19 protein-coding genes are annotated in these 22532 nt (G+C 69.7%); 17 read left to right on the forward strand and 2 right to left on the reverse strand.

Translation table 11 applies throughout. The features are described from left to right. Positions 1-17 precede the first annotated feature (17 nt). From B7438_RS14490 to B7438_RS14555, 14 genes are all read left to right on the forward strand, one after another. Complete coding sequence (locus B7438_RS14490; RefSeq protein ID WP_085370331.1) at positions 18-986, forward strand: MoxR family ATPase; 969 nt, start codon at positions 18-20, stop codon at positions 984-986. Continuing rightward, on the forward strand, positions 986-2305 hold the full coding sequence (locus B7438_RS14495) for a DUF58 domain-containing protein (protein WP_085370333.1): 1320 nt from the start codon (positions 986-988) through the stop codon (positions 2303-2305). The genes B7438_RS14490 and B7438_RS14495 overlap by 1 nt, the downstream gene beginning before the upstream one ends. Beyond that, positions 2302-4662 (forward strand): transglutaminase domain-containing protein, encoded by a 2361-nt coding sequence (locus tag B7438_RS14500; protein ID WP_085370334.1) that lies wholly within the window; start codon positions 2302-2304, stop codon positions 4660-4662. The genes B7438_RS14495 and B7438_RS14500 overlap by 4 nt, the downstream gene beginning before the upstream one ends. Before the next feature lie 18 nt (positions 4663-4680). After that, a complete protein-coding gene (locus tag B7438_RS14505) occupies positions 4681-5166 on the forward strand; it encodes an FHA domain-containing protein (protein ID WP_085370336.1) in 486 nt (161 codons plus the stop codon). Positions 5167-5320: 154 nt separating this feature from the next. Further along, the gene (leuC, locus tag B7438_RS14510) at positions 5321-6811 is read left to right on the forward strand and encodes a 3-isopropylmalate dehydratase large subunit (RefSeq protein WP_085370338.1); all 1491 of its coding nucleotides are present in this window, start codon (positions 5321-5323) and stop codon (positions 6809-6811) included. After that, entirely contained in the window at positions 6811-7410 is a 600-nt protein-coding gene (leuD, locus tag B7438_RS14515; RefSeq protein ID WP_085370339.1) for a 3-isopropylmalate dehydratase small subunit, read from the forward strand. Before leuC ends, leuD begins: the two co-directional genes overlap by 1 nt. Continuing rightward, positions 7407-8777, forward strand: coding sequence for a UDP-N-acetylglucosamine 1-carboxyvinyltransferase (murA, locus tag B7438_RS14520; protein WP_085370341.1), 1371 nt, complete (start codon positions 7407-7409; stop codon positions 8775-8777). Before leuD ends, murA begins: the two co-directional genes overlap by 4 nt. Positions 8778-8838: 61 nt before the next feature. Then, positions 8839-9588, forward strand: coding sequence for a 1-acyl-sn-glycerol-3-phosphate acyltransferase (locus tag B7438_RS14525; RefSeq protein ID WP_247597368.1), 750 nt, complete (start codon positions 8839-8841; stop codon positions 9586-9588). After that, positions 9578-10720 carry an NAD(P)H-dependent glycerol-3-phosphate dehydrogenase gene (locus tag B7438_RS14530; RefSeq protein WP_085370343.1) on the forward strand — a complete coding sequence of 381 codons (1143 nt, stop codon included), beginning with the start codon at positions 9578-9580 and terminating at the stop codon, positions 10718-10720. The genes B7438_RS14525 and B7438_RS14530 overlap by 11 nt, the downstream gene beginning before the upstream one ends. After that, the gene (locus B7438_RS14535) at positions 10623-11717 is read left to right on the forward strand and encodes a D-alanine--D-alanine ligase family protein (protein ID WP_085370345.1); all 1095 of its coding nucleotides are present in this window, start codon (positions 10623-10625) and stop codon (positions 11715-11717) included. The genes B7438_RS14530 and B7438_RS14535 overlap by 98 nt, the downstream gene beginning before the upstream one ends. A 294-nt stretch (positions 11718-12011) precedes the next feature. Further along, positions 12012-12950, forward strand: a complete 939-nt coding sequence (locus B7438_RS14540) for a lysophospholipid acyltransferase family protein (protein WP_085370346.1) — start codon at positions 12012-12014, stop codon at positions 12948-12950. Next, on the forward strand, positions 12947-13726 hold the full coding sequence (locus B7438_RS14545; protein WP_085370348.1) for an ABC transporter ATP-binding protein: 780 nt from the start codon (positions 12947-12949) through the stop codon (positions 13724-13726). Before B7438_RS14540 ends, B7438_RS14545 begins: the two co-directional genes overlap by 4 nt. After that, positions 13647-16148 (forward strand): FtsX-like permease family protein, encoded by a 2502-nt coding sequence (locus tag B7438_RS14550; protein ID WP_085370349.1) that lies wholly within the window; start codon positions 13647-13649, stop codon positions 16146-16148. Before B7438_RS14545 ends, B7438_RS14550 begins: the two co-directional genes overlap by 80 nt. A 107-nt stretch (positions 16149-16255) precedes the next feature. Then, complete coding sequence (locus tag B7438_RS14555; protein WP_179150834.1) at positions 16256-17335, forward strand: ThiF family adenylyltransferase; 1080 nt, start codon at positions 16256-16258, stop codon at positions 17333-17335. Here the strand turns inward: B7438_RS14555 and B7438_RS14560 are convergent. Continuing rightward, on the reverse strand, positions 17289-17825 hold the full coding sequence (locus B7438_RS14560; RefSeq protein WP_085370353.1) for a DUF3515 family protein: 537 nt from the start codon (positions 17823-17825) through the stop codon (positions 17289-17291). The genes B7438_RS14555 and B7438_RS14560 overlap by 47 nt on opposite strands. A 24-nt stretch (positions 17826-17849) precedes the next feature. On the opposite strand from B7438_RS14560, the gene thiL reads away from it, so the two are divergent. After that, on the forward strand, positions 17850-18851 hold the full coding sequence (gene thiL, locus B7438_RS14565; RefSeq protein WP_085370354.1) for a thiamine-phosphate kinase: 1002 nt from the start codon (positions 17850-17852) through the stop codon (positions 18849-18851). Between the two features lie 42 nt (positions 18852-18893). On the opposite strand, the gene rsmD is transcribed toward thiL, so the two are convergent. Continuing rightward, positions 18894-19460, reverse strand: coding sequence for a 16S rRNA (guanine(966)-N(2))-methyltransferase RsmD (gene rsmD, locus B7438_RS14570; protein WP_085370356.1), 567 nt, complete (start codon positions 19458-19460; stop codon positions 18894-18896). Between the two features lie 49 nt (positions 19461-19509). Between rsmD and B7438_RS14575 the strand changes: the two genes are divergently transcribed. Both B7438_RS14575 and B7438_RS14580 read left to right on the forward strand, forming a co-directional pair. Continuing rightward, complete coding sequence (locus B7438_RS14575) at positions 19510-20250, forward strand: hypothetical protein (protein ID WP_179150835.1); 741 nt, start codon at positions 19510-19512, stop codon at positions 20248-20250. Continuing rightward, positions 20247-22454 (forward strand): ATP-dependent DNA helicase RecG, encoded by a 2208-nt coding sequence (locus B7438_RS14580; protein WP_085370357.1) that lies wholly within the window; start codon positions 20247-20249, stop codon positions 22452-22454. The genes B7438_RS14575 and B7438_RS14580 overlap by 4 nt, the downstream gene beginning before the upstream one ends. The last annotated feature ends 78 nt before the right edge of the window (positions 22455-22532 follow it).

Genomic DNA, 22532 nt, shown 5'->3' on the forward strand with positions numbered 1-22532 from the left:
AGAATGGATGGAACACCGTGGCAGTAACGCAGGAACAGGCAGACTGGTTCGCCGGCGCCTTCTCCCAGCTGGTGGCGAACGTCGACAAGGCGATCCTCGGCAAGGAGCACAGCATCCGGCTCGTCATCACGGCGATGCTCTCCGGAGGGCACGTGCTGCTCGAGGACGTGCCAGGCACGGGGAAGACCGTGCTGGCGAAGGCGCTCGCGAACACCATCGAGGGGACGCAGTCGCGCATCCAGTTCACGCCGGACCTGCTGCCGTCCGACGTGACGGGCGTGACCATCTACGACCAGAGCAACGGCCGGTTCGAGTTCCACCCCGGCCCGATCTTCGCCTCGGTCGTGCTCGCGGACGAGATCAACAGGGCGAGCCCGAAGACCCAGTCCGCGCTGCTCGAGGTGATGGAGGAGGGCGTCGTCACGGTCGACGGCGTCGGGCATCCCGTCGGCGCGCCGTTCGTGGTCATCGCCACGCAGAACCCGGTGGAGCAGGCGGGAACGTACTCGCTGCCGGAGGCGCAGCTCGACCGCTTCCTGATCAAGACGTCGCTCGGCTACCCGGACCACGAGACCACCGTGAACCTGCTGCTCGACTCCTCGAACCGCTCGCGCGCGGCGGGCGTGCGGCCGATCATCGCCTCGGACTCCGTGACGGCGCTCGCGCAGCTCGCCTCCGACGTGCACACCGACGCGGCGGTGATGGGCTACCTGAGCGAGATCGTCTCGGCGACCCGCGCAGACAAGGACTCCGCCCTCGGCGTCAGCATCCGCGGCGCCCTCGCGCTCGCCCGTGCGGCCAAGACCTGGGCGATCTCGGCCGGGCGCACGTACGTGACGCCCGACGACGTCCGGGAGCTCGCCCTCCCTGTGCTCGCGCACCGCGTGATCGTCGACCCGGAGTCCGAGTTCGCCGGCGTGACGGCCGAGGACATCGTGTCGCGCGCCATCGCCGAAGCCACCCCGCCCGCCTACCGAGCGGCCTGATGACGACGGACACCCCAGCACCCACCGGGCGCCGCAGACGGGCGCGCCCGCTGTCCCAGGCCGGTATCGCGGCCGGGCAGCTGGGCGACGCCGTGCGCGGCACGTTCGGTGCGCTCGGCCGCCGCATCCATCCGGCCTGGCGGGCCGTCACCGGATGGCTGGCACCGGTGCTCGGGGTGGTGAGCACGTTCGGCTGGATCGTGCTCGGGGGAGCCGCGGTCTCCCTGCTGCTGCTCCTGCTGCTCGGCTGGGCGGAGTTCGCCTTCCTCGGGGCGACGCTGTTCGCGGCCTTTCTGATCGCGGTCGGCTTCGTGTTCGGCCGCTCCACCTACGACGTGGCGATCGAGCTGAACCCGCGCCGCGTGGTGGCGGGCGACAGAGCACTCGGCCGCATGGTCGTGCGGAACTCGGGATCGAAGCCGGTGCTGCCGACCAGGATGGAGCTGCCCGTCGGGGCCGGCGTCGCCGAGTTCATGGTGCCGAGGCTCGCCGCTGGGGAGGAGAGCGAGGAGCTGTTCGCCGTGCCGACGGCGCGCCGCGCGCTGATCCTCGCCGGCCCTGCGCTCTCCGTCCGCGGCGACCAGCTCGGGTTGCTGCGCCGCACCACGGAGTGGACGGAGCAGGTCGAGCTGTTCGTGCACCCGAAGACCACCAGGCTCGCCGCCACCGCCCGCGGGCTGGTGCGCGACCTGGAGGGCCAGACCACCAAGGTCATCACCGACAGCGACCTCGCGTTCCACGCGCTGCGCACGTACGAGCCGGGCGACGACATCCGCAACGTGCACTGGCGCACGTCGGCGCGCACCGGACAGCTGATGGTGCGGCAGTATCAGGAGACGCGCCGGTCGCAGCTCCTGCTGGTGTTCGACGCCGAGCGCTCGCACTTCGCCGACGACGACGAGTTCGAGCTGGGCGTCTCCGTGCTCGCCTCCATCGGCTGCCAGGTGATCCGCGAGGAGACGGAGATCGACGCTGTGTGGCAGCAGAAGGCGATGCGCGTCGAGACGCCGACGGCCCTGCTCGACGACTCGTGCCGCATCCAGCCCGTCGACGGGATGCACGACAGCCTGCGCGACTTCGTCCGCCGGTCGACCATGCGCCTGGCCTCCCCGAGCCTCGTCGTCATGGTGGTCGGCTCGCAGCTCGACCCCGCGCAGATCCGGGCGGCGGCGAGCCTCTACGGCACGGACACCGAGACCGTCGGCGTGCGCGTCGACGTCGCTGGCGAGCCGCGGCTGAGCAGGCTCGGCGGCATGATGCTCGCGACCGTCTCGACCCTGAGCGAGCTTCCCGCCCTGCTGAAGAGGGCTGGCCGATGACGCGCACGACGACCATCGACCGGCTTTCGGCGACGACCTGGATCGACGTCGCCGTCGTCGTGGTGCTGAGCGCCATCGCCATACTCGGCTTCGAGCCGGCCTTCGGCCACTTCTCCTTCGTCACCGCGGCGTTCGGCGGCCTGGTCGTCGGAACAGCCGCCGCGGTGCTCTGCCGGCTCTTCCGGCTGTCCGTGCCGCTCACCGTCGCCGTCGCTCTCGCTGCGTACTTCCTGTTCGGCACGCCGCTCGCGATGCCGGGCTCCGCCACCCTGGGCGTCCTCCCGTCGCTCGACAGCCTGTCCGGCCTCGTCATCGGCGCGGTGTTCGGCTGGAGCGACGCCGTCACCCTGCAGGCACCGCTGGAGGCGCCGCCGTACGTCGCCGTCGTGCCGTACGTCGCCGGCTGGCTGGTGACCCTGGTGTCCGTCTCGCTCGCCGTGCGCTGGCTGCCGCGCGCCAGGGCGCGCGGGGGACGCGGCGTCGGCCGCGCCGCCGTGCTCGTGGCCGGCCCGCTCGCCCTGTTCGTCGCCGGCATCCTGCTGGGGACCGTGGATGCGTACCTCGCCGCCGTTCGCGGCGTCGCGTTCGCGGCCATCACGCTCCTCTGGCTCGCCTGGCGGCGGGCACGCTCCGCCGCCGTCGAGGTCGTCGCCGACCCCGGACTGCGCCGCCGCAGGATCGTCGGGGTCGGGTCCGTGGCGCTCGGAGCCGTGGTGGTCGGCGCGCTGGCCGGCTCGGCGCTCGCGCCGCCTCCCGCATCCCGGTTCGTGCTGCGCCAGGAGGTCACGCCGCCGTTCGACCCCCTCGACTACCCGAGCCCGCTCGCCGGGTTCCGCCAGTACACGAAGGATCTGCAGAAGACCGAGCTGTTCACGGTCGACGGCCTGACCTCCGGCCAGGTCATCCGGCTCGCCACGATGGACAGCTACGACGGCGTGGTCTGGACGCTCACCGACCCGAAGGACAGCCCGGATGCGTCCGGCAGCTTCGAACTCCTCGGCAGCACCATCCCGGAACCCCGGCTATTCACGCCGGGCTCGACGAGCACCGCGACCATCGACATCCAGGAGTACTCGGACGTCTGGCTGCCGACGGTCGGCTACCTGACCAAGCTCGGCTTCGACGCGTATCAGGGCACGGACCCGTCCACGACGGTCCGCGTCAACACCGCGACCGGCACGACCGCCGTGACCAGCGGGGTGAAGGACGGCCTCCGCTACAGCGTCGACGCCACCGCGCAGAAGATCCCGAGCGACAAGGCGCTCGCCAAGGTCGCCCCGGCCAGGCTCGAACTGCCTCCCGTCACCAACGTCCCGGACATCGTGTCCGCGAAGGCGGAGGAGTACGCGGGCTCGGCGACCACGGCCATCCAGAAGCTGCGCAACCTGGAGCGCTCGCTCAAGACGCTCGGCTACCTCAGCCACGGCCGCGCCTCCGATCCTGTTCCGTCGCGGGCAGGGGAGGGCGCGGACAGGATGACCGACCTGTTCGCCAAATCGCCGATGGTCGGCGACCAGGAGCAGTACTCCAGCGCGTTCGCCCTGATGGCCAGGCGCCTCGGCTACCCGACGAGGGTCGTGATGGGCTTCGCCCCGAAGGTGGTCGACGGGAAGCCGACGACGGTGACCGGCAACGATGTGACGGCGTGGGACGAGGTCGCGTTCGACGGCGTCGGCTGGGTGCCGTTCTTCCCGACGCCCACCAAGACGGACGCCCCCAAGAACCAGACCACCAAGCCGAAGCTCGAACCGCAGCCGCAGGTGCGCCAGCCTCCGCCCGCCGATCCGAAGGCACAGGACCTGCTCACCCCGGTGAAGACGAAGGACAACGAGCGCAAGAAGTCGGCGACCGGCTTCGCCATCCCCGCGTGGGCGTGGGTGGTCGGCGGCATCGTGGTCATCCCGCTCGTGCTGTACTTCGTGCCGCTGCTCATCGTCGCCGCCCTCAAACGGCGGAGGCGCAGGCGCAGGCTGACGACCGGACCGCCCGACCGCCGGGCGGCGGGCGCGTGGGACGAGCTCGCCGACGGCTACGACGAGCTCGGCCTCAGCGTGCCGCGCAACGCGACCAGGCTGCAGGCCGCCGCCGCGCTCGAAGCGCAGAGCGGCGAGCAGAACCTGCGCGTGCCGCAGGGCGGCCTCGCCACGCTCGCCCGCGACGTCGACGCCGCCGTCTTCGACGGCTCGGAGGTCAGCGCGGACAGAGTGGATGCGGTCTGGCGCGCCTCCGATGCCGCCATCGGCGACGCGCGCTCCTCCGCGGGCGGGCTGCGGTCGCGCCTGGCCGCGTTCCGCTACCGCCGCGCGGCGAAGGACGGCAGGGGGAAGGGCAGCAGAGGGAAGAAGGGCAGCGCGTAGCTCCCCTATAGTGGCTGCGTGGATTCGCCCGACTTCATCGTGCCGCCGCCGCACCTCATCCCTCCCCGTCACGACACGGGGACGGAGACGGTGCGGGTGCCGTCGCGCGAGCGTTCGCTCCCGGTGTTCGCTCCGCCCGCCGCCGCCCAGGCTCCGACCGCGGCGGCGCCTGCCCGCCAGTGGCGGCTGCTTCTGCCGGGCGGTCGCGCCGTGCCGGTCACAGGCACCGTGCTGGTCGGCAGGAACCCGGTGACGTTCGGGGCGTGGACGGACGCCGAACTGGTCGCCGTCGACGACCCGGCCGCGAGCGTCTCGAAGACGCACGCCGCCTTCGAGGCGCACGGCGACACGCTGACGGTGACGGACGCGCACTCGACCAACGGCGTCGTCGTCGTGGCAGAGGGTCAGCGGGAACGCGAGCTGACGCCGGGGGAGCCTGCGCCGCTCGCGCACGGCGAGACCGTGCACCTCGGCCGGTTCGCGGTGCACGTCGAGCTCGCCTGACGGAAGCACCCGCCATCCGGTGATAACCTGACAACGTGTTTCACGGTCTGCTCCTCCTTAGCTGCCGCGACGAGTCCTAGATCCTTCAGGCCTCCCTCGTCGCGGAGTTCGTCGTCGGCTGATCCGGAAGCAAGCTAAGGAGTTCTTGAGCATCATGAGTACCGATTCCGAACGTGGACTGACTCTCGCAGAGAAGGTCTGGCGTGACCACCTGGTCGTCAAGGGCGAAGACGGTTCGCCCGACCTGATCTACATCGACCTGCACCTCGTGCACGAGGTGACCAGCCCGCAGGCCTTCGACGGCCTCCGGATGGCCGGGCGCCCGGTGCGCCGGCCCGATCTCACCATCGCCACGGAAGACCACAACACCCCGACCATCGGCATCGACAAGCCGATCGCCGACCTCACCAGCCGCACCCAGATCGAGACGCTCCGCAGGAACGCCGAGGAGTTCGGCGTCCGGCTGCACTCGCTCGGCGACCTGGAGCAGGGCATCGTGCACGTCGTCGGACCGCAGCTCGGGCTCACCATGCCGGGCATCACCGTGGTCTGCGGAGACTCGCACACCTCGACGCACGGCGCCTTCGGAGCGATGGCGTTCGGCATCGGCACCAGCGAGGTCGAGCACGTCATGGCGACGCAGACGCTGCCGCTGAAGGCGTTCAAGACGATGGCGATCACCGTCGAGGGCGAGCTGCGCCCCGGCGTGACAGCCAAAGACATCATCCTGGCGGTCATCGCCAAGATCGGCACCGGCGGCGGGCAGGGCTACGTGCTCGAATACCGCGGCAGTGCCATCCGCGCGCTCTCGATGGAGGGCAGGATGACCATCTGCAACATGTCGATCGAGGCCGGCGCCCGGGCAGGGATGGTCGCGCCGGACGAGACGACGTACGCCTACCTCACGGGCCGTCCGCACGCGCCGTCCGGCCAGGACTGGGACGACGCCGTCGCGTACTGGGAGACGCTCGCCACCGACGACGACGCCGTCTTCGACGCCGAGGTCTACCTCGACGCCGCGGAGATCGAGCCGTTCGTCACCTGGGGCACCAACCCGGGCCAGGGTGTCTCGCTCAGCCAGAACGTGCCAGACCCCGCGACCATCGAGGACGCCAACCAGCGTGCTGCGGCCGAGCGGGCCCTGGAGTATATGGACCTCGCAGCGGGCACGCCGATGAAGAGCATCCCGGTGGATGCGGTCTTCATGGGCTCCTGCACCAACAGCCGCATCGAAGACCTGCGCGCCTTCGCCTCCGTCATCAAGGGTCGCAAGAAGGCCGACGGCGTGCGCGTCATGGTCGTGCCTGGCAGCGCCCGCGTGCGCATCGAGGCCGAGGCGGAGGGCATCGACAAGATCGTCGAGGAGTTCGGCGCGGAGTGGCGGTTCGCCGGGTGCTCGATGTGCCTCGGCATGAACCCGGACCAGCTCGCTCCCGGCGAGCGCTGCGCATCCACCTCGAACCGCAACTTCGAGGGCAGGCAGGGCAAGGGAGGGCGCACCCACCTGGTGTCCCCGCTGGTCGCCGCAGCGACCGCGATCCGCGGGACGCTGTCCAGCCCGTGGGACCTCGAGCACGACGATGGTGACGACACGCCGGGCCGTGACGGCTCGGATACGCGCGCAGGAGAGAAGGTGGGCGCCTGATGGAAAAGATCTCAACGATCGAGGGCGTCGCCGTCCCGTTCCGCCGCTCCAACGTCGACACCGACCAGATCATCCCCGCGGTGTTCCTCAAGCGCGTCACCAAGACGGGCTTCGACGACGCGCTGTTCCACGCCTGGCGGCAGGATCCTGAGTTCATTCTCAACCAGCCCGCATACCAGGGCGCGCGCGTCCTGATCGCCGGGGCCGACTTCGGCACGGGCTCGTCGCGCGAGCACGCCGTCTGGGCGCTGCGCGACTACGGCTTCGCGGCCGTGCTCAGCCCCCGGTTCGCCGACATCTTCCGTGGCAACGCCGGCAAGCAGGGACTGCTCGCCGGGCAGATCACGGAGGAGGACGCCGAGCGTCTCTGGCAGGCCATCGAGGCCCAGCCGGGAATAGCCGCGACGGTGGATCTGGTTGCCAAGACTGCGAGCGTCGGTGAAGTCCAGGTGTCTTTCGACATCGACGATTACACTAGGTGGCGTTTGCTCGAAGGGTTGGACGACATCGCTCTGACCCTGCGCGACGAGGCGCGCATTTCAGAATACGAAGCCCGCCGCGAGAGCTGGCGGCCCAAAACGTTACCGGTGAAACTTTGAACTCACTTCTTCAGGACGCTCAGGCAGCAGGAGCGCGCGTCGGCCTCAAGGGCGACCGCATCACGATCAACGGGGGCATCCCGCTCCGCGGCAGGATCGAGCTGAAGGGCGCGAAGAACCTCGTCACCAAGGCGATGGTCGCCGCCCTCCTGGGTGAGGGTCCGAGCGTGCTGCGCGACGTCCCGGACATCAGCGATGTCCGGGTCGTGCGCGGCCTGCTCGAGATCCACGGCGTCAAGGTCACCGACGGAACGGACGAGGGCGAACTGCTCCTCGACCCGAGCGCCGTCGAGTCCGCCCACATGGCGGACATCGACGCGCACGCCGGCTCCAGCCGCATCCCGATCCTGTTCTGCGGGCCGCTGCTGCACCGCCTCGGCGAGGCGTTCATCCCCGACCTCGGCGGCTGCCGCATCGGCGACCGCCCGATCGACTACCACCTCGAAGTGCTGCGCAAGTTCGGCGCCATCGTCGACAAGCTGCCCACCGGCATCAGGATGACCGCCCCGAACGGCCTGCACGGAGCCAAGCTCGAGCTGCCGTACCCGAGCGTCGGCGCCACGGAGCAGGTGCTGCTCACGGCCGTCCGCGCCGAGGGCATCACCGAGCTCAAGGGTGCTGCGATCGAGCCGGAGATCATGGATCTCATCAACATCCTGCAGAAGATGGGTGCGATCATCACGGTCGACACCGACCGCGTCATCCGCATCGAGGGCGTCAAGAAGCTCGTCGGATACAGCCACACCGCGCTGTTCGACCGCAACGAGGCAGCCAGCTGGGCCGCCGCGGCGCTCGCCACTGGCGGGGACATCTACGTCGGCGGAGCCCGCCAGCCGGAGATGCTCACCTTCCTCAACGTCTTCCGCAAGGTCGGCGGCGCGTTCGAGATCCACGACGACGGCATCCGGTTCTTCCACCCGGGAGGCGAGCTCAAGCCCGTCGTCATCGAGACGGACGTGCACCCCGGCTTCATGACCGACTGGCAGCAGCCGCTCGTCATCGCCCTCACCAAGGCGAAGGGCGTCTCGATCGTCCACGAGACCGTGTACGAGCAGCGCTTCGGCTTCGTCGACGCCCTGATCGACATGGGTGCGAAGATCCAGATCCACAAGGAGTGCCTCGGCGGGCACCCGTGCCGCTTCGGTCAGCGCAACTTCAACCACTCGGCGGTCATCATGGGACCAACCGACCTGAAGGGTGCGGACATCGAGGTTCCCGACCTGCGCGGAGGCTTCAGCCACCTGATCGCCGCGCTCACGGCCGAGGGACGCTCGACCGTCAGCAACGTCGGGATCATCAGCCGCGGCTACGAGAACTTCATCACCAAGCTGCAGCTGCTGGGAGCCGACTTCGTTCTCGAAGGATAATGGAGGGGTGTCCCGACCCTCTTCAGAGCAGAACCCGGCAACCGATCGACCGAGCACACCCGTGAAGCTCCCGCGCAAGGAGACGAGCAGGCCCTCGATCTTCTGGGTGCTCGCGGGGATCGTCATCCCGATCATGAGCATCGCGGTGCGGTTCCGCATCCAGGACGGCGACAAGCTGCCGCGCCGCGGTGCGTACGTCGTCGCGCCGAACCACTACAGCGAGATCGACCCGGTGATGGTCGGGATGGTCTCCTGGAAGCTCGGCAGGATGCCGCGGTTCCTCGCCAAGGGGAGCCTGTTCCGCATCCCGGTGGTCGGCTGGTTCCTGCGCAAGTCCGGTCAGGTGCCGGTCGAGCGCGCCGGGTCGACCCGCGGCTCAGCGCCGCTCACGGCGGCCAAGGAGATCGTGCGGGACGGCCGCATCGTCATCATCTACCCGGAGGGCTCGCTCACCCGCGATCCCGACCTGTGGCCGATGCGCGGCAAGACGGGCGCTGCGCGGATGGCGCTCGAGAACGACCTGCCGGTGATCCCCGTCGCGCACTGGGGGACCCAGCACGTGATGGCGCGCTACGGCAAGAAGATCAGCTTCTTCCCGCGCAAGACCATCGAGGTCAAGATCGGCGACCCCGTCGACCTGTCCGCTTTCCGAGGCCGCAACCTCGACGCGGCGACGCTGAACGAAGCGACCGCCGTCATCATGGACGCCATCACTGCGCTGCTGGAAGACCTCCGCGGCGAGAAGGCGCCTGCAGTCCGGTGGAACCCCGCCGAGCACGACCAGAAGGAGACCGGCCGTTTTGAAGGCTAGCGCTGGCAGACGCCCCGTCGTCGCCCCCCGCAGGATCGCCGTCCTCGGCGCAGGCAGCTGGGGGACGACGTTCGCGAAGATCCTCGCGGACGGCGGCTCCGACGTGACCCTCTGGGCGCGCCGTCCGGAGTTGGCGCGCGAGATCAACGAGGTGAAGCGCAACAGCGACTACCTCGAGGGCATCAACCTTCCGCGCAACCTCAAGGCCACGTCCAAGCTGTCCGATGCGATGCGGGATGCGGAACTCGTCTTCGTCTCCATCCCGAGCCAGACCCTGCGCTCCAACCTGGAGGCCATCGCGCCGTACCTCGGCCCGTCGACCATCGTCGTCAGCCTGATGAAGGGCGTCGAGAAGGGCACAGGCCTCCGGATGAGCGAGGTGATCGCCCAGGGGCTGCCGATCGAGCAGGAGCGCATCGCCGTGGCCTCCGGTCCCAACCTCGCGCTCGAGATCGCGCGCGAGCAGCCGACCGCCGCTGTCGTGTCGTCGGTGAGCCTCGAGACGGCGCAGGCGGTGGCGATGGCCGCCACCAACCGCTACTTCCGCAGCTTCGTGAACACCGACGTGATCGGCACCGAGTTCGGCGGCGTGCTCAAGAACCTGATCGCCGTCGCCATCGGCATCGTCGACGGTGTCGGCTACGGCGAGAACACCAAGGCGTCGATCATCACCCGCGGGCTGGTGGAGATGACGGACTTCGCCGTGGCATACGGCGCGGAGGCTGTCACGCTGTCCGGCCTCGCCGGTCTCGGCGACCTCATCGCCACCTGCGAGTCGTCGCTCAGCCGCAACAACACCGCCGGCCGCCTGCTCGGCCAGGGCTACAGCTTCAACGACGTCGTGAAGCAGATGAACCAGACCGCGGAGGGTCTGGCGTCCGTCGCCCCCATCCTGACGCTGGCAGAGGCCCGCGGCGTGGACATGCCCATCGTGCGCCAGGTGAGCCAGGTGCTTGCCGGTACGCTCGATCCGAAAGACATCGCGCCGCATCTCACCACCGATTCGGACGAACCCCAGGGTGAAAGGACAACGGATGACGGACCGAATCGCGGTCGTGCTTCTCTTCGGGGGGCGTTCAAGCGAGCATTCGATCAGCTGCGCAACGGCCGCGGGAGTGCTCGGCGCGATTGACCGCGACCGCTACGAGGTCATCCCCGTCGGCATCACCCGCGACGGTGCGTTCACCCTGCAGCCGGACGACGCGGCGCTGTTCGCGCTGAACGCCGAGAAGCTGCCGGCCGTCGAGGACAACGGCACGCGCATCCATTGGCCGGAGAGCGCCGTTACGCGCGAACTCACGGTGACGGAGGGTGGCCAGACGCGGTCGCTCGGCGACATCGACCTGGTGTTCCCGATCCTGCACGGCCCGTGGGGAGAGGACGGCACCATCCAGGGGATGTTGGAGCTCGTCGACCTGCCGTACGTCGGCAGCGGCGTGCTGGCCAGCTCGCTCGGGATGGACAAGCACTTCACGAAGACCGTGCTGCAGCAGGCGGGCATCCCCGTGGCGCCGTGGCGCACGGTCTCCGCGTACGAGTGGCGCACCGACAAGGATGCGGTGCGCAGGACGGCGGAGGAGCTGGGTCTCCCCGCGTTCGTGAAGCCGGCGCGCGCCGGTTCGAGCGTCGGCGTCAGCAAGGTCTCCGACTGGTCGCAGCTCGACGCGGCGATCGAGACGGCATTGGCCGAGGACGACCGCGTGCTCATCGAGTCCGGCCTGGTCGGCCGCGAGGTGGAGATCGCGGTGCTCGGCGGCCGCCCCGGACAGGCGACCCGCGCCTCCGTCGCCGGCGAGATCGTGGTCACCGGCCGCGACTTCTACGACTTCGAAGCCAAATACCTGGATGCGCCCGGCATCGACCTGGTGTGCCCGGCCGACCTGACCGCCGACGAGCTCGCCACGATGCAGGCGCTCGGGGCGAAGGCGTTCGACGCCATCGGGGGAGAGGGCCTCGCCCGCGTCGACTTCTTCCTCACCGCGGACGGTTTCGTCATCAACGAGATCAACACCATGCCCGGCTTCACGCCGATCTCGATGTTCCCGCGCTGCTGGCAGGAGTCCGGCCTCGCATACCCGGCGCTGATCACCGAGCTCATCGACGTAGCGCTGGCGCGCGCCGCAGCCTGAGCGACGCGCGCGCAACATAAATACCTGTATGTAATGTCAGACTAAGAAATGCATTGATTGACATTGCAGACCTAACCTCGGAACACTGAATCAACGCCCAGTCGTGGGCATCGATTCAGTGAGGAGGTGATTCCCGTGGAGAAGGTCAAGGACATCGACCTGCAGGCCGGAGCGACGCTCGCCTGTGGCAGCCAGTGCATGTGCAGCTGACTCGTCTGAGTGCGGCGGTGATCGCCGCCGCACTCACGCCGCCCGCTCTCTGACAATCGGCGTCGATGAAGGGATCCCGCCAGCATGGCCATGCCGCTTTTCAACATCTTCGAGCTTCCGGACCATCCGGCTCTCTTCGCTTCGCTGAAGGCAGCCGGACCCGAACGGGCGTGGGCATTGATGTCCGAGCTCTCGGACTACGCCCAGGCTTCCTACCTGGAGGACGTCCCTCCTGCGGAACACCCGGACGCCATCTACGAGCGCACGGTGGCGTTCATGGATCAGGCGCCGGCTCTCGACAGCCTCGACAAGGCGGAACAGGCGCGGCGTTTCTCCGTCTACGGGCCGCGGCTGCAATTCGACTCGACGTTCCTCTGTCTCTGGCTGAATGAGCCGGACGCCCTCTTCGATCGGGTCGTGACGGTTACGGGCCTGGACAATCTCCGCCGTGCCCAGAGCCTTGGTCACGGCGTGCTGGCGCTTCCGCTCCACGTCGGGCCGTCCTATCCGATCGGTCCGTTGATGGCGCACCATATGCCGGTCAGCCTCGTGTTCAACCGGATGAACTTCGACGCGCTCCACCGGTTCGCCTTCCCCTCACTCGACATCGACGCGCATCAGCTGGGATCCGAGTCCACCTTCCGGCGAGCCCTGGCCGTTCTCCGGTCCGGTCGGGCCTTCTCCCTCTTCCCGGAGCTGGACCCTCGCGGGGTGGACAAACACCATCGGCGGGTGCCTTTCCTCGGAACAACGGTGAACGCTCCGCTCGGACCCGTTCTCATCAGCCGCGCAGCGGGGGCGCCCATGGTGCCCATCACTCTGCGCTCCTCCGCCGACGGGCACTACCAACTCGAGTATCACGAGCCGATTCCCGCACCTCGGACGAGCACGGACGACGCGAGCGCGCTCGCCAGGCTGTGGACGGTCATCGAGTCGACGCTGCTCGATGGCGAATTCGGCGAGTGGGAGATGTGGTACGAGTTCGATCGGATGCAGCCGGAACGTCCGGCGGTGGCGTCGTGATCGCAGGTGCGCAGGAGATTCTCGCCGTGCGGGGGCTCACCCGGGTGTATACGGACTCCGGCGGAAACGAGATCGCGGCGCTCCGCGGAGTGGACCTCACGGTCCATGAACGCGAACTCGTTGCCATCGTCGGCCCGTCCGGGTCGGGCAAGTCCACGCTTCTCCAGCTCATCGGCGGCCTCGACACTGCGACGAGCGGAACGATCTCGTTCGCTGGACGTGACGTGACGGCGCAGACCGAACGGCAGAGGACGGTGTTCCGCCGCGACCATGTCGGCTTCGTGTTCCAGTCGTTCCACCTCGTCCCCACCATGACCGTCGTTGAGAACGTGGCGCTCACGGCGATCGTCGCGAACGCGAAGCGGGCGGAGTGGTTCCCGCGCGCGCTCGATGTGCTCGCGGAACTCGATCTCGTCGACCACGCCGAGCGCATGCCGAACCTGCTCTCCGGAGGGCAGCGTCAGCGGGTCGCGTTCGGCCGGGCGATCTTCGGACGACCGGACGTCCTCCTCGCCGACGAGCCGACAGGAAACCTCGACACGAAGAACAGCGACATCATCCTGAATCTCCTTCGTACCGGACTCGATGCCTCCGAGGTCCGCTGCGGCGTCCTGGTGACCCACGACCTGCGGGCGGCGGGGTTCGCCGATCGTGTCATCGCGCTCAGAGACGGCGTCATCGTCGACGAGCTGAGCCATGACAGGGCCACTGCCGGCCGTTCCGACGTCGAGCGGGGTGAACATGTTCGCTCGTGGCTTGCGTCAGCTCTTCGCTGAGGGGCGCCGGTACGCAGTCGCAGCGTCGGCGCTGACGGCAGGCGTTGCGCTGCTCTTCGGTACCCTCCTCACCTCCTTGTCCGTCGGAGCGACCCTCTCGGCGGGCGTCGACGCGCTCGGCGGAATCGGGCAAGCCGGAATCGTGTCGAGCACGCCGGGGGCGGCCATCCCTGAAGAGGACGCCGCCGCCGTCGCGGAGCTGCCAGGAGTCGGACTGGCGGTCACCACGCTCAGCCGGGGGTCGTCCGTCGAGGGAGCGAGGGGGTCGCGCAGCGATCTGACAGTCACGGGATATTCGACCGATCTCAACGAGGCGATCAGCCGGCTCGCCTCCCAGGGCAGGCTCCCACGGGAGGGAAGCGAAGAAGTACTGCTCCCGTCGGATATTGCGGAGCGCCTCGGCGTCACGGTCGGAGACGACATCGCGCTCGCGGCCACGACAGGACGGCGCGCCCTGGAGGTGGTCGGGATCGCCGACCCCCGAAGCCTCGGAGTGCTCGCCTACGAGAACATCTTCGTCAGCCTGCCGACGGCTCAGGATATCTTCGACCTCCCGGCGCAGGTCACGAGAGTGGACCTCACGTTCTCTGGCTCTGCCGACGACTGGAAAGCGACGAACGCGGCGAAGCTCCCGCCCGGGCTGGTGCTCCAGGACACCTCGGCCGTCACGTCTGCTTTCGGACCCCTCCTGTCGACGATCACGCTGGTCCTCGTGCTGGCGTCCGCCGTGACGATGGGCGTTGCCGCGATCCTGATCGCCGTCGCGCTCGGAGCAGCGATCCGTGCACGGGACAGCACATACGCGGTCATGCGCACCGTCGGCGCTTCGGGCGCGTGGCTTGGGCGACGCGTGCTTGCTGAGGCGACCATGCTCAGCGTGGTGTGCTCCATCGTCGGAATCGGTGCGGGGTTCGGAGTGAGCGCGGTGCTCAACCTGCTCCTGACCTCCAGCAACGGCTTGCCGATTCCACCGATGGAGGTGCGTCCCTGGCAGGTCGCGATCGCGTTCGCGACAGGACTCATTGCCGGTCTGGCCGGGGCGTGCAGGTCAATCGTGTCGGTGGTGCGCCGCCCGCCGATCTCCACGATCACGCAGGATCGTGGGCGCCGCATGACCGGCTGGAGTCGATTCCTTGTCGTGGTCGCGGTGCTGGCACCGACGGTGGCGACGCTGTTCGTCGATCACGACGCGCTCACCATCGCCTCGCTCGTGGGCCTGATCGCCGCATCCATGCTCCTGGCGCCGGTCGCTCTACGTCTGCTGGCCAGGATGCCCGGGCTGCCGACCTGGTCGGCGCGGGCGTCCGCGCGACGCCTGCAACGGACGAACCCATTGGGCATGATCTCGGCGATGACCGCCTCCATCGCGTGTCTCGGCCTCGCGCTTGTGATCGGGGTCTCGGCAATCAGCACGGCGATGTCTGTGCAGATCTCCCGCCAGTTCGGGGCCGACGTGCAGGTCACGTCCACGGTGCCCCTGGATGCGCAGGCGACGGAGAGGATCGCGGGCGTCAGCGGCGTGCGAATCGTCTCCGGCACCATCGCCGACCGGGGGGCCTTCTCCGGCCCGGACGGCGAGACCGCGGCGGTCAGCGTGCTCGGAGTGGATCCGGCCACCTATTTCCAGACGGCGCAGCTCCCGTGGAACGCCGGAGACGACCACACCACGCCGGCCGCCCTGGAGAAGTCGGGCGGGATCGTCCTGCCTGCTGCGCTGGCGGCATCCAGCGGTGCCGGCGTCGGTTCCGAAGTCACACTGACGCGAGGAACGGCGTCCGAACGCCTGGCTGTCGTCGGGACGTTCGATTCGCTGGTCACGGGGACGCAGGTGGTCGTTCCGCTCCCGATCGCCCGAGCACTGGGGATGTCAGGTCAGACGGGCTGGAACGCCTCGGTCGCCGAGGGTGCCCATCCCGTGGAGGTACGGGATGCAGTCGCGGACGAGCTCGGCGACGTCCCTGGGCTCACGGTCATCACGGCGGCCGCGATGCGGGAGCGGGCGACCAGCGAACTCGGTGCGTATTCGGCGTCCGCCTTCGCGGTCGTCCTCATCGCCTTCGGCCTCGGGTCCATCGGAATCGCCGGTGTCATGGCCTTCTCCGTCTATCAGAGGCAGGCCGAGTTCGGTGCCCTTCGCGCTGTCGGGGCGACACGGCGCGGGGTCGCCGGGCTCGTGCTGTGGGACGCGATCGGTGTGTCGCTCGCCTCTCTTGCCATCGGTCTCTGCCTCGGTCAGCTCGCAGGTGTGCTCTTGACCAAGGTCATCGCGGGTTCTCTCGGGGTGAGTCTTGCCCCGGCGTTCGAGCCGGGCGCCTGGCTGGCGATCGCTGTGGTCACCGTCGTCTTCCTCGTGACGGCCTCGATCGGCCCGGCCAGAAGGGCGAGTGCGGTCGACACCGTCGTCGCTCTGGCCGCGCAGTAGGTCGTCGACAGATGCAGGAGGTTGTCATGGATGAATCGCACAGTCACCCTCGGCTCCGGAGCAGCGTCCTCGCCTTCCGTCGTGACCAGACGGTTCAGTTCATCTCAGTGAGCGATCTGCGCGTCAAGGAGTTCCAGGCAACGGATGCGGTCATCGCGCTGATCCCGCTGATCGACGGCACGCGTTCCATCGCCGAGCTTCGGACAGCCGTCGCGGAATTCCCCGACAGCGCGAACGCGGTCGATGCATGTCTCGACGTGCTGAGAGACGAGCGACTCCTCAGCCGTGGTGAGCGGTGGGCGGGCGATGCCCGCCACTCCCGCCAGGGACTGCTTTTCGAGGAGATGATCGCGACCTTCCCGCAGCTCCCCGCATCGCCGCGAGCCCTGCAGGACAGACTCGGCGATGCGAGGGTGGTCATCGTCGGTATCGGTGGTGTCGGATCGTGGGTGCTCCAGTCGTTGGCGATGGCCGGGGTCGGTCGGCTCGACATCGTGGACCCCGATGTCGTCGAGCTGTCGAACCTCAACCGACAGCCGCTGTATTCGACCGTGCAGGTCGGTACAGCGAAGATCGACGCCGCGCGCGATCGCCTCGGCGACATCACCGACGGCATCGTGGTGTCTGGGCACCGGCGGTCGGTCGAGTCGACGTCCCATCTCGCCGACCTCGTCGATGGCGCCGACCTCGTCATCAGCTGCGGAGACGAGCCCGATCCGTTCGCACTGTCCGACATCGTCGCCGAGTGCGCGCAGGTGTCCGGCATCCCTCACATCGTCGGCGGAGCGTACGGAGGAAACCTCGGTTCTCCGGGCGTGACGGTCGTGCCGGGCAAGACAGTCTGCTGGAGCTGTATCCGGGACGCGACACGAGACGACCACCGTCGGCTCTCGATGACGACGCTCAAGGGGAGGAGCGACGCCGGCGGGAGCATCGCGCCGGTGTCCGGTCTGGTGGGGAACCTGACGGCCTGGGAGGCGTTGCGGGTGCTGCTCGGCCTCCCGCTCGGTCTCGCCGACCACGTCCGGGAACTGGACATCATGAGTCTGGACTGGCGCATTCGCCGCGTCGAGCCCGCCGTCGATTGTGCGAGGTGCATCCACGCCGACGGGCAGACTGCGCTCAGCCGAGAGCCGTCGTCTAGCGCGTCGGAGTCGGCGTCGGGGTCGGGGTCGGCGCCGGGGTGAGCGACGTGTCGAGCGTCGACAGGCACTTGCTGGTCTGCTTGATGGTCTGGATGGCGCTGGCGAACTCGGGGAGCACCGACGCGTCCGAGACGCCGGCGACGTGGTCGATGACGACCTCCGTGGCCGGGGTGCGGCCGAACGTCTGGTAGACGATTGTCTTCGCATCCGGTTCGGTCATCAGCACCCAGTCGACGCCGTTCACCGAGACGCACGGCTTGGTGGTCGGGCCGATCGGCGGCACGCCGCAGCGCAGCAGCACCGCGGTCGGGTCGCCCCACGCGCCGGTCGCCTGGGCGTCGGTCTGACGCTCTGCCTTGCCGCCCACGCTGTCGGGCAGGCGGACGCTGACCTCCGCGCATCCAGGATCGTTGGCGTCGGCCGCCGGCTGGAGCGAGACGATCGGCGCGCACCCGGCGAGGGCGATGCCTGCGCCGAGGACGATGGTGAGAATGGCTGCTGTGCGACGCTGGGCGCGGTGACGGGTGGACATCGGTTTCAGGCTACCGTTTGATGCATGACGATGTCTGGGAGCGGAACCGCGGGAGCGACCATCGGCGAGGTGTCCGAGGTGGAGACTCTGAAGCGGATCTTCCCCCGGCTGCCGGAGTCCGCGGCCACCATCGTCGGGCCCGGCGACGACGCCGCCGTGATCGCGGCTCCGGACGGCCGGTACGTGGTGACGACGGACATGATGGTGCACGGCCCGGACTTCCGGCTGGCCTGGTCGACGCCGTACGACCTCGGCTGGAAGGCCGCGGCGACCAACCTCTCCGACGTAGCGGCGATGGGGGCCGTGCCCACCGCGATGGTCGTCGCCATCGCCGCGCCGTCCGCAACGCCCGTCCACGACCTGGAACGCGTCGCCGACGGGTTCCGCGACGCCTGCGCTTCCCTCGCCCCCGGATGCGGCGTGGTCGGCGGGGATCTGTCCGCCTCGGACACGTTCACCATCGCCGTGACCGCGTTCGGCGACCTGGAGGGCCGGGACCCCGTGCTGCGCAGCGGAGCGCGCGCCGGCGACGTGCTGGCGGTGTCCGGAGCGCTCGGGCGTGCAGGGACCGGGCTGCGCCTCTTGTTCGAGCGGGCGGTCGACGAGACGGGGGAGCCGGACAGGGCGCGCTTCGATGAGGTGCTGCGCGAGCATCCGGATGCGGTGGCCGCCCAGCTGCGTCCGGAGCCGCCGATCCAGGATGGGCCGCTCGCCGCCGTCGCGGGCGCCACCGCCATGCTCGACCTGAGCGACGGGCTGGCGCTCGACGCCCGCAGAGTCGCACTGGCGAGCGGCGTGGCGCTCGACATCGACCCTGCAGCGCTCGGCGGCGATGTGCAGGCCGCGCTCACCGGGGGAGAGGACCACGGGCTCCTCGCGACGTTCCCGGCCGGGACGGAGCTGCCGGGCGGTTTCCGCGCGATCGGCACGGTGCGGGAGGGCGACGGCCTGCTGGTGGGCGGCCGGCCGTTCGACGCGCGCGGCGGCTGGGACCCGTACGAGGGCTGGGACGGCAACGCGGGCTGAGCGGCGCGAGATCGAGGTCGGTCACGACCGGCGTCTGTAGCGTCAGTCGCGTTCGAGCCAGTACAGCGCCGTGTCGCCGTAGTCCTTGCGGCGCTCGATCACGAGGCCGTCCGGCATGGTCGGCTCCGGCGTGCGGGTGCTGCGCTCGACGCACACCGTGGCGTGCGGGGCGAGGCGCGGCACGAGAGCGGTGAGCACGGCGAGCAGCTCGGCGTCGTCCACCTCGTATGGAGGGTCGATGAACACGAGGTCGTAGGTCGAGCCGGCCCCGGCGAGGTAGCTCTGCACGGCCGCGCCGCGCACCTCGATGACGGGGACCGCATAACGCGGCGCGGCCTTCGCGACCGACTGCGCGTTCCTGCGGCAGACCTGGGCGGCGTCCGCGTTCCTCTCCACCAGCGTGACGTGCGTCGCGCCTCTGCTCGCGGCCTCCAGGCCGAGCGCGCCCGATCCGGCGTACAGGTCGAGCACCCGGGCGCCGTGCACGGCGTCGCGCGCGTCGAGCGCGGAGAAGATCGCCTCGCGCACCCTGTCGCTCGTCGGGCGGGTTCCGCTCTTCGGCACCTGCAGGCTGAGCGAGCCGGCGAATCCGGCGACGATACGTGTCATGGCAATTCGAGCCTAGCGTCAGCGACGGCAGGGCGGCCAAGATGGAGGGATGGTAGATCGCCTGGAACAGGCAGAACTCGACGCCATCTGGAACTTCGACGACCCTGTCGCCTCTGCCGACCGGTTCGCCGCAGCGGCGGCAGAGCCCGACCGGCCCGAACTGGTCAGGGCAGAGCTCGAGACCCAGCGCGCCCGCGCGCTCGGGCTGCTGCGCCGCTTCGACGAGGCGGACGCCCTGCTCGACCTGCTGATCCCCGCCACGGACACGCTCGCCGTGCGCGTGCTGCTCGAACGCGGACGACTCCGCAACTCCGCGGGACGAACCGCGGAGGCCACCGCGCTGTTCGAGGAGGCCCTCAGTGCTGCCCGGCGCCAGGGAGAGACCTTCCTCGCCGTCGATGCGGCCCACATGCTCGCCATCTCCGATCCGGAGCGCTCGGAGCACTGGACCGCGGAGGGACTCTCCGACCTCGCATCCAGCCACGACCCGCGCACACTGCGCTGGGCGGTCGCCCTGCACAACAACCGCGGCTGGCGGCTGTTCGAGGAGGGCACCCCGGTGTCGGCGCTCGCCGAGTTCGAGGCGGCGGAGGAGGCGGCAGAGCGCTACGGCACGCCGGAGCAGCGCTTCGCGGCGGCGTGGACCGTCGCACGCTGCCTGCGTGAGCTCGGGCGCATCCAGGAGGCCAGGCGCATCCAGCAGCGGCTCGCCGCCGAGCAGCCGGAGGACGAGGCCGTCGCGGCCGAACTGGCGGCACTGACGGACGCGGCGCATACGATCGAACCATGAGTTCCGTTTCCGCACCGGCCGTCGATGGTGCGATCAGTCTCGACTCCCGGCTGAGCGGGGTCCTCGGCGGGCGCACGTCTTCCGCGTTCGAGAAGGCATTCGGGATGCGCACCGTCTCCGACCTGCTGAGCCACTATCCGCGCCGCTACGCCAAGCGCGGCGAGCTGACGGCGCTGGCGAACCTGCCGCTGGACGAGAACGTGACCATCGTGGCCGAGGTCATCCGCGTGCAGGAGCGCCCGATGCGCGCCCGCCGCGGCTCCATCCTCGAGGTGAAGATCACCGACGGAGAGGGCATCCTGACCCTCACCTTCTTCAACCAGGCGTGGCGGGCGAAAGAGCTCGTCCCCGGTGTCCGCGGCATCTTCGCCGGCAAGGTGTCCGACTACCGCGGCGCCCTGCAGCTGGCGCATCCGGACTACGAACTGTTCGAGCCGGATGCGGAGAACGCCGTCGTCCCCGGCAGCGCCGCCGCCAAGAACTGGGCGCAGACCCCCATCCCGATCTACCCGGCGACCGGCACCGTCGCCAGCTGGCAGGTGCAGAAGGCCGTCGCGCTCGCCCTGGAGGCGCTGACCGACGTTTCGGACCCGGTGCCGCAGCGGATCGTGGCCGAGCGCGGCCTGCTCGCCCTGCGGACCGCGTACGAGTACATGCACCGTCCGGAGAAGGACGCGCAGTGGCAGCGGGCGCGCGACACGCTGCGCTTTCACGAGGCGTTCGTGCTGCAGGCCGCCCTGCTGCAGCAGCGCGCGGCCTCCCGGGCGATCGCCGCGACCCCGCGCACGGCGAAGACGGGCGGCTTCCTCGACAGGCTGGATGCCGTGCTCCCGTTCGAGCTCACCGCCGACCAGGCCACGGTCGGGGCAGAGATCGCGCGCGACTTGGCGGACACCGCCCCGATGCACCGGCTGGTGCAGGGCGAGGTCGGCTCCGGCAAGACCCTGGTGGCGCTGAGGGCGATGCTCGCCGTCGCGGACTCCGGCGGCCAGGCCGCACTGCTCGCGCCGACCGAGGTGCTCGCCGGACAGCATCTGCGCTCGATCGTGAAGATGCTCGGGCCGGACCTCGCCGCCGACCTGATGCCGACCCTGCTCACCGGGCAGCTGTCCACCGCCGAGCGCAAGAAGGCGCTGCTGCGCACGGTGTCCGGCCAGGCCCGCATCGTGGTCGGCACGCACGCGCTGCTCGGCGACGCCGTGACGTTCTTCGACCTGGGGCTCGTGGTGGTGGACGAGCAGCACCGGTTCGGCGTGGAGCAGCGCGAGGCGCTGCGGGCGAAGGGCGGCACGCCTCCGCACGTGCTCGTGCTCACGGCGACGCCCATCCCGCGCACGGTCGCGATGACGGTGTTCGGCGACCTGGACGTGTCGACCATCGCCCAGCTGCCGGCGGGCCGCCAGGGCATCGAGAGCTTCGTCGTGCCGCTGGCCGACCGGCCGGGCTGGGAGCGGCGCATCTGGGAGCGCGCGGCGGAGGAGATCGCCAAAGGCAGACAGGTCTTCGTGGTCTGCCCGGCGATCACCGGCAAAGACAGGGAGGACGACGGAGAAGAGGCGGAGCAGGACGAGGACGGCGCCCCTGTGCGCCCGATCGCCAATGTCGAGTCCGTCACGGCGCAGGTGCGCGCCGACCCGCTGTTCCGGGATGCGCGCATCGGGATGCTGCACGGCAAGCTCAGCAGCGACGCCAAAGATGAGATCATGCGCGCGTTCGCCGCGGGCGACCTCGACCTGATCGTCGCCACCACCGTGATCGAGGTCGGAGTGGACGTGCCGAACGCGTCGGCGATGGTCATCCTCGACGCGGACAGGTTCGGCGTCTCGCAGCTGCACCAGCTGCGCGGCCGGGTCGGCCGCGGCGGGGTGCCAGGGCTCTGCCTGATGGTCACCTCCGCCGAGCAGGAGACGCTCGCCAGGGAGCGGGTCGAGGCGGTGGCCGCGACGCTCGACGGCTTCGAGCTGGCGAACATCGACCTGGAGCTGCGCCGCGAGGGCGACGTGCTCGGCAGCAGGCAGTCCGGCGGCCGGTCGTCGCTGCGGCTGCTGCGCGTGGCCTCCGACGGGGAACTGATCGCGGAGGCGAGGACGGCGGCGCAGGAGACGCTGGACGACGACGGAGGGCTCTCCGCGCACCCCGCACTGGCCGCCGCCCTCGCACGGCGACTGGACGAGAGCGAACGGGCCTTCCTCGGCAAATCCTGACCGCTCGGTGGCCCCTGGAAGGGGGCGGCGCCACGGCCATACTTTGGTAACGGATTCACAACGAAATGCCGGGTACAG

This window comes from Leifsonia sp. NCR5, assembly GCF_002105485.1.
In the GTDB taxonomy this organism is placed as follows: domain Bacteria; phylum Actinomycetota; class Actinomycetes; order Actinomycetales; family Microbacteriaceae; genus Leifsonia.